At 70.5% G+C, this 12,938-nt stretch carries 12 protein-coding genes; 9 read left to right on the top strand and 3 right to left on the bottom strand.

The features are described 5' to 3' along the window. Position 1 precedes the first annotated feature (1 nt). The 3 genes from meaB to BT341_RS01655 all read left to right on the top strand — a co-directional run bounded on the left by meaB (position 2) and on the right by BT341_RS01655 (position 2,857). Positions 2–997 carry a methylmalonyl Co-A mutase-associated GTPase MeaB gene (meaB, locus tag BT341_RS01665; RefSeq protein WP_072474579.1) on the top strand — a complete coding sequence of 332 codons (996 nt, stop codon included), beginning with the start codon at positions 2–4 and terminating at the stop codon, positions 995–997. Between the two features lie 49 nt (positions 998–1,046). After that, entirely contained in the window at positions 1,047–1,349 is a 303-nt protein-coding gene (locus tag BT341_RS01660) for a hypothetical protein (RefSeq protein WP_072474578.1), read from the top strand. A 206-nt stretch (positions 1,350–1,555) separates the two neighbouring features. Then, on the top strand, positions 1,556–2,857 hold the full coding sequence (locus BT341_RS01655) for an amidohydrolase (protein WP_143168456.1): 1,302 nt from the start codon (positions 1,556–1,558) through the stop codon (positions 2,855–2,857). 499 nt (positions 2,858–3,356) lie between these two features. On the opposite strand, the gene BT341_RS01650 is transcribed toward BT341_RS01655, so the two are convergent. Next, positions 3,357–3,809, bottom strand: coding sequence for a gamma-glutamylcyclotransferase family protein (locus BT341_RS01650; RefSeq protein ID WP_218177718.1), 453 nt, complete (start codon positions 3,807–3,809; stop codon positions 3,357–3,359). Positions 3,810–3,935: 126 nt separating this feature from the next. Between BT341_RS01650 and BT341_RS01645 the strand changes: the two genes are divergently transcribed. The 5 genes from BT341_RS01645 (at position 3,936) to BT341_RS01625 (ending at position 8,236) form a co-directional block, all read left to right on the top strand. Further along, on the top strand, positions 3,936–5,336 hold the full coding sequence (locus BT341_RS01645) for an NAD(P)H-quinone dehydrogenase (protein WP_072474575.1): 1,401 nt from the start codon (positions 3,936–3,938) through the stop codon (positions 5,334–5,336). Between the two features lie 72 nt (positions 5,337–5,408). Further along, on the top strand, positions 5,409–5,864 hold the full coding sequence (locus BT341_RS01640) for a hypothetical protein (protein WP_072474574.1): 456 nt from the start codon (positions 5,409–5,411) through the stop codon (positions 5,862–5,864). A gap of 219 nt (positions 5,865–6,083) precedes the next feature. Then, positions 6,084–6,641, top strand: coding sequence for a hypothetical protein (locus tag BT341_RS01635; RefSeq protein WP_072474573.1), 558 nt, complete (start codon positions 6,084–6,086; stop codon positions 6,639–6,641). Between the two features lie 69 nt (positions 6,642–6,710). Next, positions 6,711–7,352, top strand: coding sequence for a class F sortase (locus tag BT341_RS01630; RefSeq protein WP_072474572.1), 642 nt, complete (start codon positions 6,711–6,713; stop codon positions 7,350–7,352). 80 nt (positions 7,353–7,432) lie between these two features. Continuing rightward, on the top strand, positions 7,433–8,236 hold the full coding sequence (locus tag BT341_RS01625; protein ID WP_072474571.1) for a VOC family protein: 804 nt from the start codon (positions 7,433–7,435) through the stop codon (positions 8,234–8,236). Between the two features lie 323 nt (positions 8,237–8,559). Here BT341_RS01625 and glpK read toward each other — a convergent pair whose 3' ends face one another. Both glpK and BT341_RS01615 read right to left on the bottom strand, forming a co-directional pair. Continuing rightward, entirely contained in the window at positions 8,560–10,074 is a 1,515-nt protein-coding gene (gene glpK / locus BT341_RS01620; protein ID WP_072474570.1) for a glycerol kinase GlpK, read from the bottom strand. A gap of 31 nt (positions 10,075–10,105) precedes the next feature. Further along, positions 10,106–10,858, bottom strand: coding sequence for an MIP/aquaporin family protein (locus BT341_RS01615; protein WP_177328717.1), 753 nt, complete (start codon positions 10,856–10,858; stop codon positions 10,106–10,108). A gap of 297 nt (positions 10,859–11,155) precedes the next feature. Here BT341_RS01615 and BT341_RS01610 point away from each other — a divergent pair, with 297 nt between their 5' ends. Next, positions 11,156–12,925 (top strand): glycerol-3-phosphate dehydrogenase/oxidase, encoded by a 1,770-nt coding sequence (locus BT341_RS01610; RefSeq protein ID WP_425426268.1) that lies wholly within the window; start codon positions 11,156–11,158, stop codon positions 12,923–12,925. Positions 12,926–12,938 lie beyond the last annotated feature (13 nt).

Raw genomic sequence — 12,938 nt, 5'->3', positions numbered from 1 at the left:
CTTGCCGCGCAAGATCGACGTCACCGCCTACGCCAAGGGCGTCCTGGCGGGCGACCGCGGGACGCTGTCGAAGGCGATCACGCTGGTCGAGTCGCAGCGGGAGGACCACCGGGCGCTGGCCCAGGAGCTGCTGGTCGAGCTGCTGCCGTCGGCGGGCGGCGCCCAGCGCGTCGGCATCACCGGCGTGCCCGGTGTCGGCAAGTCGACATTCATCGATCAGCTGGGCACGGACCTGACCGCGGCGGGGCACCGCGTCGCCGTGCTGGCCGTCGACCCGTCGTCGACGCGCACCGGCGGGTCGATCCTCGGCGACAAGACCCGGATGGCGCGGCTGGCGGTCGACGAACGGGCGTTCATCCGGCCGTCGCCGACGTCCGGCACGCTCGGCGGCGTCGCGCGGGCGACCCGTGAGACGATCGTGCTGATGGAGGCCGCCGGCTACGACATCGTGCTGGTGGAGACGGTCGGCGTCGGGCAGTCCGAGGTGACCGTGGCGAACATGGTCGACTGCTTCCTGTTCCTCACCCTGGCCCGCACCGGCGACCAGCTCCAGGGCATCAAGAAGGGCGTGCTGGAGCTGGCCGACGTCATCGCGGTCAACAAGGCCGACGGCGACCACGAGCGGGACGCGCGGCGCGCCGCGCGGGAGCTGTCCGGCGCGCTGCGGATGATCTACGGGCCCGAGGCGTCGTGGACCCCGCCGGTGCTGACCTGCAGCGGCCTGCACAACCTGCGGCTCGACGAGGTCTGGGGTGCGATCGAGAAGCACCGCGACACGCTCACGGCGTCCGGCGAGCTGGCGGCGCGGCGGCGGCAGCAGCAGGTCGACTGGACGTGGGCGATGGTCCGCGAACAGCTGCTGAGTCGGCTGGCGGCGCATCCGGACGTGCGAACGGTCGTTCCCGACGTCGAACGGGCGGTGCGGGACGGTGAGCTGACGGCTACCCTCGGTGCTCAGCGGATCCTCGACGCGTTCAGTCCACCGCGCGGTGGCTGACACCCCGGGCGGTCCGCGGGCACAATGCCTGGCGAGGCGAAGGGATGACATGGCGAAACTGCGGGGTCTGGTCCTGGTCGGGGTGCTCGGCGCGGTGCTGTTCACCGCGTCGCCGGCGCTGGCCGAGCCGGTGCGCACGGCGGCCGTCACGGTGACCGTGGCGCACGCTTCTCCCGTGCTGGTGCCGGTGCAGACCCAGCCGCCCGGCCCGGTCCTCGACCCGGCCCAGACCGACAAGGCGAACAGCGAGAAGACCAAGAACAAGCTGATCGCGGGGGTGGTCGCGGTCGTCCTGCTCGCGATCGTCATCTGGGGCAGGCGGATCCGTTCGAAGCGGGCCAAGGGGTCCTGACGCGGGAACGGCGTTCGGCGTTGCCGAACTCCCGCGCGCCGTTCAACGCAGATCCGGTACCGGCCATCTAGGACGGCCGTTTTCGAGGCGCGCCTTGCCGGCTGCATGGTGCACGATCGTCTGCAAATGCGTACGACAGATCGATCGGCACGTTGCGTGACCCCAGCCGCCGCGCGGGTTACCCGTGTTGCGGGAGGAGGTGCGGCGTGACGGTGCTCGACTCACGACCGGACGTTCCAGGCGACCCCCATGGGCGCATCATCAACCCCATGGAGGGGTCCGAAGCGCTCATTTCCGAAGCCGGCGTAAGCATGGCTCCCGTGGAGGACCTTGGTGCGGGCCGCGGCCCGTTCTGGCTGGACGACTGGCTGCGCGCCAACGCGACCGACGTGCTCGCCTGGCGGCGGCACATCCACGCGCACCCGGAGCTGTCCCGGCACGAGTTCGCGACCACGGAACTGGTCGTCACGCTGCTGCGCGCCGTCGGGCTCAAGCCGTGGGTGCTGCCGGCCGGCACGGGCGTCGTCTGCGACATCGGCAGCGGCGAGCGGTGCGTGGCGCTGCGCGCGGACATGGACGCGCTGCCGCTCACCGAGGCGACCGGGCTGCCGTACTCCTCGACCGTCGAGGGCGCGGCCCACATGTGCGGCCACGACGCCCACACGGCGATCCTGCTCGGCGCGGCCCGCGCGCTGGCCGGCGCGCCCGAGCTGCCCGGCCGGGTGCGGCTGATCTTCCAGCCCGCCGAGGAGGTCATGCCCGGCGGCGCGCTGGACATGATCGCGGCGGGCGCGCTGGACGGCGTCGAGCGGATCTACGGCCTGCACGTCGACCCGCGCCTGGAGGTGGGCCGCATCGGGATGCGCGTGGGCGCGCTGACGTCGGCCGCGGACCTGATCGAGCTGCGGCTGACGTCGCCGGGCGGGCACACGTCCCGCCCGCACCTGACGGCCGACCTGGTCCACGCGCTGGGCACGGTGATCACCGGGCTGCCCGCGCTGCTGTCGCGGCGCGTCGACCCGCGCTCGGGAACGGTGCTGGTCTGGGGCGCGGTGCACGCGGGCCAGGCGGCGAACGCGGTCCCGCAGGACGGCGTCCTGCGCGGCACGCTGCGGACGGCGGACCACGAGGTCTGGACGGCGCTGGAGCCACTGGTGGCGTCGTCGGTGCAGTCCCTGCTGGCTCCGACGGGCGTCGGCTTCTCGCTGGACTACCGCCGCGGCGTCCCGCCGGTGGTGTCGGACCCGGAGTCGACGGCCCTGATGCGCGCGGGCGCGGAGGCGGCCCTTGGCGAGCGCGCGGTGGCCTCGACGGAGCAGTCCTCCGGCGGCGAGGACTTCGGCTGGTACCTGGAGCACATCCAGGGAGCCTTCGCCCGCCTGGGCGTGTGGCCGGGATCCCCGGACCCGCAGTCGGACATCCACCGCCCCACCTTCGTCCTGGACGAACGTGCTCTCCTCTGTGGAGTCCGGACCCTGGTCCACACCGCTCTGACGTCCCTCGCCTGACCCCGCTCAGGCCGAGTTGTCCACAGGTCGGCCAGGTTGTCCACAGGCTGCTGACGAGGCCCTTCCGGCGGTGCCGGAAGGGCCTCGTTCACGGTCGGGTGATCAATGCGCGGGGCCGTCGAAGTACTTCGGGAGCGTGCCGTCCGCCAAGCCTTGGCGTCCGCTCATGGCAGCGCGCGGTGGGCCAGGCGCCGACTCACCCGCTCTACCGACCGGGCGGCAGCGGCTGTGCGCTTCCCTTGTGCCGCATGGGGTTTCGACCGCCGGACGAGCAGCACGTCGTACTCGAAACCGATGGCCTGCGATCGCTGAGTGATTGCTGTGCCTGGGTGGCGAGCGAACCGCCTTGGCGGCCGTCGAAACGGGCATCCGCGGTCTGCCGCCGGATCCTCTCCGAAGGCTTCGGGACCATGTGCGGGACCGCGTCACCGACCGCCCGAGCCGCCGAGGTATCCACAGGGCGTTGCCGCATCTCGCCCTCGGTTGCGTGCGGAGCCGATCAGCCCGTGATGCCGGTGCAGGGACGCGTCCGGAGGTCCTCGACGTAGTCGGCCGGAGCGCCGGCCGCCTCGGCGGCGTCCGCCAGGACCCCGAGGTACCGGGCCGAAGGCAACCCGCCCTCGTAGGCGTCCAAGACGTAGAGCCACGCGAGCGCCGAGCCGTCCATGGTCTGGACGCGCAGGCGGATCTTCGTGTGGATCCCCAGTTCACCGCCCTCCCACCGGTCCAGGCCCGCCTCGTCCAGCGGCGTCACGTCGTAGAGGACGACGAAGACCCGCGAACCCGGGTCCTCGACGATCGTCGCCAGGGCACCTTCCCAGCCGAGGTCCTCGCCGCCGAAGGTCAGGCGCCAGCCCTCCAGCCAGCCGGTGCCGGCCATCGGCGAGTGCGGCGCGCGCTCCAGCATCTGGGCGGGCTCCATGTTCGATCCGTACGCGGCATACAACGGCACGCCGACAGCGTAGCGACACCTCCCGCACCCGAGTGGACGCACTCGCCGTGTTCGCCCACTTCAGTGTCCGGTCACCTTCGCCGCGTACGGTGAGAGCACCGCACGGATTGTCGAAGGAGGAGCCAGGTGACCAGGATCGTGATCATGGGCGGGGGCCCGGCCGGCTACGAAGCCGCGCTCGTCGCGGCCCAGCACGGCGCCGACGTCACGATCGTCGAGCGCGACGGCCTGGGCGGTGCCTGTGTCCTCTACGACTGCGTCCCCTCGAAGACGTTCATCGCGAGTTCGGGCGCGCTGGCCAAGATGCACGACCTCGGCGAGCTCGGCATCAACACCGACCTGGCCGACACCAGCATCGACCTCCCGACCGTCCACGGCCGCGTGAAGGGTCTCGCGCTCGCCCAGTCCGCCGACATCCGCGCCCGCGTCCAGCGCGAAGGCGTCCGCGTCATCATCGGCGAAGCCCGCTTCAGCGACGACGAGCCCGGCCTCGCGACGCACAAGGTCGCCGTCACGACGTCCGAAGGCACCGAGACGCTGCCCGCCGACGTCGTCCTGATCGCGACCGGCGCGACCCCGCGCGTGCTGCCCGGTGCCGTGCCGGACGGCGAGCGCATCCTCGACTGGCGTCAGCTCTACGAGCTCGAGGAGCTGCCGGAGCACCTCGCCGTGATCGGCTCCGGTGTCACCGGCGCCGAGTTCGCGTCCGCCTACACCGAGATGGGCGTCAAGGTCACCGTCGTCTCCAGCCGCGACCGCGTCCTCCCGCACGAAGACGCCGACGCCGCCGCGGTGCTCGAAGAGGTCTTCTCCCAGCGCGGCACGACCGTCGCGAAGCAGGCGCGCGCCGACCGCGTCGAGCGCACCGAAAAGGGCGTCGAGATCTTCCTCGCCGACGGCCGCGTGATCGAAGCCAGCCACGCGCTGATGACCGTCGGGTCGGTCCCGAACACCAAGGACATCGGCCTCGACAAGGTCGGCATCTCGCCCGGCCCCGGCGGATTCATCACCGTCGACCGCGTTTCGCGCACCTCCGTTCCCGGGATCTACGCCGCCGGCGACTGCACCGGCGTGCTGATGCTGGCCTCGGTGGCGAGCATGCAGGGCCGCATCGCGATGTGGCACGCGCTGGGCGAGGGCGTCGCGCCGATCAAGCTCAAGACCGTCGCCGCCAACGTGTTCACCCACCCGGAGATCGCCACCGTCGGCATCAGCCAGCAGGCGATCGACTCCGGCGAGGTGCCCGCGCGCACCATCATGCTGCCCTTGGCCACCAACGCGCGCGCGAAGATGGAGGGCCTCCGCCGAGGCTTCGTGAAGCTGTTCTGCCGCCCCGCCACCGGCGTGGTCGTCGGTGGTGTCGTCGTGGCGCCGCAGGCGAGCGAGCTCATCCTTCCCATCGCGCTCGCCGTCCAGAACCAGCTCACAGTGGACCACCTGGCACTGACATTTTCGGTGTACCCGTCGCTCTCGGGCTCGATCACCGAGGCCGGACGCCAGCTCATGCGCCACGACGATCTCGACTGACGAAGCACGCAACCCCTTCACGCCCTTCGCGTCTTGTCGGTTGTAAGGCTGAAGGACGCGAAGGGTGCGAAGGTGCGCAAGACGGTGGTTTTCGTTGCGGCAGCGGTGTTCGGGGCAACGGCGCTGGCGGCGCCCGCGACGGCGCAGCAGAGCACCAGTCCGGCGCCTGCCACGCCGCCGCCGGGCTTCGTCCAGCTCAACGCCAACACGGCGGTCAACCAGACGCTCGTGAACAAGTACGTCCGCGACGCGCCGAACGTGGCGCTGGCCAAGTGCGCGGGGGACAAGCCGACCTTCACGTCGCCAGTGCTGACGTTTTCCAACTACACGCCGGGCCCGTTCATGGGCGTCGACGCGAACGTCAGCGCCGACGTCGCGCTCAAGCCGGGCACCCCGGCCGGGACGTACGAGCTGACGGTGTCCTGCAGCGAGCAGAACTACACGACGCAGTTCACGGTGCCGGCACCGCAGGTTTCGAAGGTGCCGTCCGGCGCCGCGAAAGCGGGCGACGGCAGCATGGCCGGTTGATCCGCTGAGCAGAAGGAACCACCTCGGAGCCGCGCTCCCGGGTGGTTTTTTCATGTCGGCCGATTCGTTGTGAACGCGCGCAACCCCGGCGCGTGCTGGGCGTCTTCCAAGGCATAGGCGAGCGGGAAAGCCGAGGCAGGGGGCCGTGAACGGTGTCCGTGAGCTGAAATCGAGGAAATTCTCCGCGGTATTCGCGCTGTCCAAAAAAGGGGAGAAACAATGCGTAGGACGTTTGTTGTCGCCGGTGTCTCGGCTGGGCTGCTGCTGGGCACTCCGGCGGCTTTCGCCGCGGAAACGCCGACCGGCCCGATGCACAAGCCGCCGTTCCCGTACCTCACGGCCAACCCGAAGACGGTCCACCCCGGTGACAGATTCGTGGTCAGCGGGCGGTGTTTCCGCAACCACCGCAACACTGACGTCCTGCTCGCCACCGTGCCGGAGATCAAGGAGGTGAGCAAGCAGGTCACCTCGATCGGCGAAGGCAACCTGGTCAAGGCGACCTTCGAGGTCTCGCTGACCGCCAAGCCGGGCGACTACCGCGTCGGGATGCTCTGCGACGCGGCGGAGCCGGACGTGGTCGTCCACGTCGTTCCCAGGCAGGTCGCGAAAGAGGCCACCAAGCAGGTCGCGAAGGTGCCCGCCGGTGCACCGCAGACCGGTGGTACCGACGGCCCGGCCGACGGCTCCGGCACCCCGCTGGCTGCTGCCGCCGGGATGGGTGTGCTCGCGGCCGGCGGCGCCGGTCTCGTGCTCGCCCGGCGGGCACGGCGCCGCTGACCGGGGAGCCGGGGTAGCTTCGGTCGGCGGGTTCACCCGAAAGTGTCGCGTTACGACGAGGGGGAGAGCATGACCACGAGAATCACGAGCAGACGCGGCGTGCTGATCGCCCTCGTCGTCGCGCTGCTGGCCGCATTGGCAGTGCTGGTCCTGACGCTCGGCGGAGACGATGACCCGGGCACCGCGCAGCCGCCGCCCGCCCGGCCGGTCGCGTCCGCGCAGGAACCGCAGGCCCAGCACGTCGTCGCGGCCTTGCCGAAGTCCGATCCCGTCTCGATCGACATCCCGAAGATCGGCGCGCACTCGTCGCTGATCCCGCTCGGCGTCAACGCGGACAACACGATCGAAGTACCGCCGGTGACCACGCCGCTGCAGGCCGGCTGGTACAGCTACGCGCCGACGCCGGGCGAGGTCGGCCCGGCCGTCGTCCTCGGGCACGTCGACGGCAACCACCAGAAGGGCATCTTCTTCCGGCTCAAGGAACTGGCGCCCGGCGACCGCGTCTCGATCACCCGAAAGGATGGCACCACCGCGGTGTTCGAGGTGACGAAGGTTCACCAGGTGCCGAAAAAGGACTTCGAACGCGAAGGCGTTTACGACGACACGGCGGGCCCCGAGCTGCGGCTGATCACCTGCGGCGGTGTCTTCGACCGGAGCGCGCACAACTACGTCGACAACATCGTCGTCTACGCCCGCCTGGTCGAGGGCTGATTTTCGGTTTCTGTCGGTGGTGGGTGCAAGACTGTGTCGGCCGTCACCCCAGGCGGCGTGGACGAGGGTTGGGAGTCGACATGGTGTTCCGGGACGAGCGGTGGCCCGACGGCACACCCAGCTGGGTGGACCTGATGGTGCCCGATCAGGCGAAAGCGGTGGCGTTCTACAGCGGCCTCTTCGGCTGGGACGTGCAGACGGGCGGTGAGGAGACCGGCTTCTACGGCATGGCCCAGCTGCGGGGCCGCCCGGTCGCCGGGATCGGCCAGACACCGCCGGGACAGGACGTGCCACCGGTGTGGACGACGTACCTGTCGGTGTCCGACGTGGACAAGACAGCCGCGGCGATCACCGAGGCCGGCGGCCAGATCGTCATGCCGGTGATGGAAGTGATGCAGGAAGGCCGGATGGCGGTGGCGGCCGACCCGGCGGGCGGCGTGTTCGGCCTCTGGGAGCCCGGCAACCACCTGGGCACCCAGGTCACGGCGACACCCGGAGCGCCGGCGTGGAACGAATGCATGAGCCGCGACTACCCGGCGGCGAAGGCGTTCTACGAGCAGGTCTTCGGCTACGGCTTCCAGGACCTGTCGAACGACGAGTTCACGTACGCGGTCCTGCTGGTGGACGGCCGCCCGGTCGGCGGCCTCGGCGGCCTGCCGGAGTCGGTGCCGGCGGAGGTGCCGTCCCACTGGTCGACGTATTTCTGGGCGGCGGACGCCGAGGCGGCCGCGGCGAAGGCTGCCGAGCTGGGTGGCCGGGTGCTCGATGAGCCGTCCGACTCGCCTTATGGGCGGCAGGTTCGGCTGGCCGATGACCAGGGGGTGACGTTCTTGGTCATCGCGCCCAATGAGCAGTCCGGGAAGCCTGAGGGCTGGGAGGACTGAGCCGGTTCGCGGGCCGGGGCCGGGCCGGGGCTGGAGCGGGCCGGGGGCCCGTAGGGGAGCGGGCCGGAGAGGGGGAGCGGGCCGGGGGCCCGGAGGGGAGCGGGCCGGAGAGGGTGCAGGCCGGAGCTGGCGAGCCCGGGGCGATCGTCCCGTTCTGCCTGGTGGTGCGCGGCTCGGTGCTGCCGTCGGGGTCGGCCGCGGTGGCGCCGGAGCCTCAGTCGCGAGCCCGGCCGCGGCCGGTCAGCCACGACAAGCGAGGAGCCCGAGCAGCGAGCGGGCCGGAGGCGCCCATCGGCACCCCCGGCCCTCGCGGCTCGGCTCGGTCAGTCTTCGTCCTCGACCCAGTCGAACGTCTTTGTCACCGCCTTCTTCCAGTTGCGGTACTCGCGCTCGCGGCGGGACTCGTCCATTGCCGGGTCCCACTGCTTGTCCTGGGCCCAGTTGTTGCGGATGTCGTCCTCCGACTCCCAGAAGCCCACCGCCAGCCCGGCCGCGTACGCGGCTCCCAGCGCGGTTGTCTCGTTGACCACCGGGCGGATCACCGGCACGCCCAGGATGTCCGCCTGGAACTGCATCAGCAGCTCGTTGACGACCATGCCGCCGTCCACTTTGAGCGACTTCAGCGGGACACCGGAGTCGGCGTTCATCGCGTCGATCACCTCGCGGGACTGGAACGCCGTCGCCTCCAGGACCGCGCGGGCCAGGTGGCCCTTGTTGACGAACCGGGTGAGGCCGACGATCGCGCCGCGCGCGTCGGATCGCCAGTAAGGAGCGAACAGGCCCGAGAACGCCGGAACGAAATACGCGCCGCCGTTGTCCTCGACGCTGCGTGCGTGCTCCTCGATCTCGGCCGCCGTCGTGATCATGCCCAGGTTGTCACGCAGCCACTGGACCAGCGAACCCGTCACCGCGATGGAACCCTCCAGCGCGTAGACCGTGTCGTTCGAGCCGATCTTGTAACAGACCGTGGTCAGCAGCCCGTTCTGCGACATCACCTTTTCGGGGCCGGTGTTCAGCAGCATGAAGTTGCCGGTGCCGTAGGTGTTCTTGGCCTCGCCGGGCGACAGGCACGCCTGGCCGAACGTCGCGGCCTGCTGGTCGCCCAGGATGCCCGCGATCGGGACGCCCGCCAGCGCGCCCTTCTCGCGGACCTTGCCGTACTCCTCCGACGACGAACGGATCTCCGGCAGCATCGAAAGGGGGATGCCCATCTCGCCGGCGATTTCGGCGTCCCACTGCAGGGTGTCGAGGTCCATCAGCATGGTGCGGGACGCGTTCGTCGGGTCGGTGACGTGCACCCCGCCGTCGGCGCCGCCGGTCATGTTCCACAGCACCCACGTGTCCATGTTGCCGAAGATCAGGTCACCGGCTTCGGCCTTCTCGCGCGCGCCTTCGACGTTGTCGAGGATCCACTTGATCTTCGGCCCGGAAAAGTACGTCGCGAGGGGCAGGCCGACCTTGGCGCGGTAACGCTCCTGGCCGCCGCCGAGGTTGCCGAGCTCCGTCACGATCCGGTCGGTGCGGGTGTCCTGCCAGACGATCGCGTTGTACACCGGCTTGCCGGTCGTCTTGTCCCAGACGAGCGCGGTCTCGCGCTGGTTGGTGATGCCCACGGCGGCGATGTCGCGGGCGGTCAGGTCGGCCTTGGCCAGCGCGCCCGCGGCGACGCGGCGCGTGTTCTCCCAGATCTCCTCGGCGTTGTGCTCGACCCAGCCGGCCTTCGGGAAGATCTGCTCGTGCTCGCGCTGGTCGACCGAGACCACGCGGCCCTCGTGGTTGAAGATCATGCACCGGGTCGAGGTGGTGCCCTGGTCGATCGCGGCTACGTACGAAGTCATGTGTGCTCCAGGAATTCGGGAGGAGGGGCGATCAGGACAGGTTGTGGACGCCGAGGTAGACCAGCGCGGCGAGGGCGCCGCCGACGAGCGGGCCGACGACCGGGATCCACGAGTAGCCCCAGTTGGCGTTGCCCTTGTTCTTGATCGGCAGCAGGAACGCGTAGGCGATGCGCGGGCCGAGGTCGCGGGCCGGGTTGATGGCGTAACCCGTCGGCCCGCCGAGTGACGTGCCGATCACGAGGACGACGAAGGACACGCCCGCGTAGCCGAGCGCGGAGTTGCCGAAGGTCGGCACGCCGTCCGGCGACGCGGCCGCCGCGACCGGGCTGAGCAGGATCCACACGACCAGCACGAAGGTGCCGATGATCTCGGTGACGAGGTTCCAGGCGACGTTCGGGATCTGCGGCGCGGTGGAGAAGATGCCGAGCGTGCTCTCCGGTTCCGGGTGGTCGTCGAACTGCAGCTTGTAGGCGGCCCAGCAGAGCACGGCGCCGAGGATCGCGCCGACCATCTCGCCGATGAAGTAGAACGGGACGTCGGACCAGTGGGTCTTGCCGGAAATGGCCAGGCCCAGCGTCACCGCCGGGTTGAGGTGCGCGCCGGTGGGCGCGGCGATGCTGGCGCCGGTGAACACGGCGAACGCCCAGCCGAAGTTGATGAACAGGAAGCCGGCTTGGTGGCCGTTGTTCTTGCGGAGCACGTGGTTGGCGACCACGCCGTTGCCGAGCAGGATCAGCGCGGCCGTTCCCAGTATTTCCCAGACGATTATTGCCCCAGCACTCACCGCTGCACCTCCACACTGGACACTCTGCGCAGGGTCGATCACGGCGAGCCACGGCACCGTTGCCGACCCACGTCAGCGCGACGTTACCGGGGCGTAGAAGCGGATTCCAAGCACCGGGCAGCCGAAACTTTGACCAATCCGACTGAAAGCAGGCGGGTACGGGCCGCAGCCGATTCGCGACGTGCCGGTTTTCGCCGTGGCTGCCGTCGGATTGGCCAACCAGCGGCACAGCAAGATCGCGGAGGGTTACGCCACACGTGTCGCCCGTGGACGGGCGGAGGATCACCAGGTCGTGCGATGCTGGAAGCCTCGCCGGCACGAGGAGGATGTCACGTGGCTCAGCACGCAGCGGAGACGAACCCGGCTCGACTGGGCCCGGCCAAGCGGGAAGAGACCTGGCAACGGCTGGGCAACGAGACCTTCGACCTCGTCGTCATCGGCGGTGGCGTGGTCGGCGCGGGCACGGCTCTGGACGCGGCGACGCGCGGGCTGCGGGTCGCCCTCGTCGAAGCCCGTGACCTCGCCTCGGGCACGTCGAGCCGGTCGAGCAAGCTGTTCCACGGCGGCCTGCGCTACCTGGAGCAGCTGGAGTTCGGCCTGGTCCGGGAGGCGCTGCGCGAGCGCGAGCTGATGCTGACGACGATCGCGCCGCACCTGGTGAAGCCGGTCAGCTTCCTCTACCCGCTGACGCACCGCGTGTGGGAGCGGCCGTACACCGCGGCGGGCCTGCTGATGTACGACACGATGGGCGGCGCTCGCAGCGTCCCGGGGCAGAAGCACCTCACCCGCGCGGGTGCGCTGCGGATGGTGCCGGCGCTCAAGCGGTCCGCGCTGATCGGCGGCATCCGCTACTACGACGCCCAGTCCGACGACGCTCGCCACACCATGACGGTCGCGCGGACGGCGGCCCACTACGGGGCGGTCGTGCGGACCTCGACCCAGGTCGTCGGGTTCCTGCGGGAGGCCGACCGGGTGTCCGGCGTGCGCGTGCGCGACGTCGAGGACGGGCGCGAGACGGAGATCTCGGCGGCCGCGGTGATCAACTGCACCGGCGTGTGGACCGACGAGCTGCAGCGGCTCTCCGGCGGCCGCGGGCGGTTCCGGGTGCGCGCGAGCAAGGGCGTGCACATCGTCGTGCCGCGCGACCGGATCGTCTCGGAGTCGGGGCTGATCCTGCGGACGGAGAAGTCCGTGCTGTTCGTGATCCCGTGGCGAAATCACTGGATCGTGGGAACGACGGACACGGACTGGAACCTGGACCTGGCGCACCCGGCCGCGACGAAGCACGACATCGACTACATCCTCGAGCACGTCAACACGGTGCTGGCGACGCCGCTGACCCACGACGACATCGAAGGCGTGTACGCGGGCCTTCGCCCCCTGCTGGCCGGCGAGAGCGAAGAGACGTCGAAGCTCTCGCGCGAGCACGCGGTGGCGCGGGTGGCGCCGGGCCTGGTGGCGATCGCGGGCGGCAAGTACACGACGTACCGGGTGATGGCGGCGGACGCGGTCGACGCGGCGGCGGTGGACCTGCCGGGCCGTTCGCAGCCGTCGATCACGGACAAGGTCCCGCTCCTGGGCGCGGACGGCTACCACGCGCTCGTCAACCAGGCCGACCACCTCGCCGCGGAACACGGATTGCACCCCTATCGGGTGAGGCATCTGCTGGACCGCTACGGCTCGCTGGTCCACGAGGTCCTGGCCTGTGCGGACGGCCGCCCGGAGCTGCTGAAGCCGATCGAGCACGCCCCGGACTACCTGGGCGTCGAAGTGGTGTATGCGGCTTCGCACGAGGGCGCGCTGCACCTGGAGGACGTCCTGGCCCGCCGGACGCGGATCTCGATCGAGTACGCGCACCGCGGCGTGGACTGCGCCGAGCAGGTGGCGACCCTGGTGGGCGAAGTCCTCGGCTGGTCGCCCGACACGGTGAAGCACGAGATCGAGGTCTACAACGCGCGGGTCAAGGCGGAGCGAGAGTCCCAGTCCCAGCCGAACGACGAAGCGGCGGACGCACTGAGGTCGGCGGCCCCGGAGGCGCGGGCGGGCATCGTGGAGCCGGTGAGCTGAGCGGGCGGCGTGC

Origin of the sequence: Amycolatopsis australiensis (assembly GCF_900119165.1) — a bacterium.
Lineage (GTDB): Bacteria > Actinomycetota > Actinomycetes > Mycobacteriales > Pseudonocardiaceae > Amycolatopsis > Amycolatopsis australiensis.
The sequence above is the reverse complement of the archived record's forward strand: the minus strand, read 5'-3'. Positions and strand labels throughout refer to the sequence as shown.

Excerpts from the sequence above, each read along its gene's own strand:
- BT341_RS01660 (WP_072474578.1), top strand. The coding sequence starts at position 1,047 with ATGGCGAAACTGCGGGGTCTGGTCCTGGTCGGGGTGCTCGGCGCGGTG.
- BT341_RS01635 (WP_072474573.1), top strand. The coding sequence starts at position 6,084 with ATGCGTAGGACGTTTGTTGTCGCCGGTGTCTCGGCTGGGCTGCTGCTG.
- BT341_RS01630 (WP_072474572.1), top strand. The coding sequence starts at position 6,711 with ATGACCACGAGAATCACGAGCAGACGCGGCGTGCTGATCGCCCTCGTC.
- BT341_RS01625 (WP_072474571.1), top strand. The coding sequence starts at position 7,433 with ATGGTGTTCCGGGACGAGCGGTGGCCCGACGGCACACCCAGCTGGGTG.
- glpK (WP_072474570.1), bottom strand. The coding sequence starts at position 10,074 with ATGACTTCGTACGTAGCCGCGATCGACCAGGGCACCACCTCGACCCGG.
- BT341_RS01610 (WP_425426268.1), top strand. The coding sequence starts at position 11,156 with ATGCTGGAAGCCTCGCCGGCACGAGGAGGATGTCACGTGGCTCAGCAC.